Source organism: Oleiphilus sp. HI0125, from assembly GCF_001635355.1.
On the sequence record NZ_LWGF01000180.1, the window covers coordinates 1 to 704 of the forward strand.

Here is a 704-nt window from a genome sequence, read left to right on the forward strand (position 1 = left end):
CTGGAAAATCACTCCCCACAATAAAGGCATAGTCATAATGCTCTAGGGCATCGAACATAACCCTTTGCATTTTTGCACCTAGATCGCCACTAGGTTGCTCAAGACAATAATCAAAAGTGAGAGAATCGATCCACTCTTTATGACTAATACCGCCTCCGCTCGCAAGTGCCAACTTTACATCAACCTTGTCTCGGGTTTCTCCATACCGATTCAGTTGTTGGTTAACGGCCGCCGTCAAACGAATATGGGCGTCAAGAGCACTCTGCTCACCAACGAAACGAGCAAGGCGTGTCTTTACGTTTCCTAGAACGGGGTACTTTGCAAATTGAATGAAAACAGCACTCTGCATTTTATTTGTCTATAGTAAGAGTAAGAACAACGTTAATAATACTGATCCCAGCATGCTTTTCGATCAAACCTTTAAGTCTTTATACGAAAGTGTCCGTTGCTTTGACGACTCAGAAGTCGACGTCATACTGCAGGAATTACACGACAGCACTCGCCTATCGTTTGTACTCGGCCAATTATTTCCGGGACAAACACTCGATACAACAGATTTGTATGCATGCTCAACGATCGCAGAAATACAAGACTGGCTCATAACGCGATTAGTTCCAAAAATTGAAGGGACTTATTCAAGTTTAACAAGCACAGGCTTAGACCAACTCGATCCAAACACGCCTTATGTATTCATTTCGAATCAC

The 704-nt window shown here is 43.0% G+C and carries 1 protein-coding gene and 1 pseudogene; one reads left to right on the plus strand and one right to left on the minus strand.

Annotated elements, in window-relative coordinates; translation table 11 throughout:
* Positions 1–349: pseudogene (locus tag A3762_RS02805) on the minus strand (DUF2064 domain-containing protein); the annotation flags it as partial.
* Positions 350–401: 52 nt separating this feature from the next.
* On the opposite strand from A3762_RS02805, the gene A3762_RS02810 reads away from it, so the two are divergent.
* A partial coding sequence (locus tag A3762_RS02810; RefSeq protein WP_197468975.1) for a hypothetical protein occupies positions 402–704 on the plus strand: 303 nt, incomplete at its 3' end.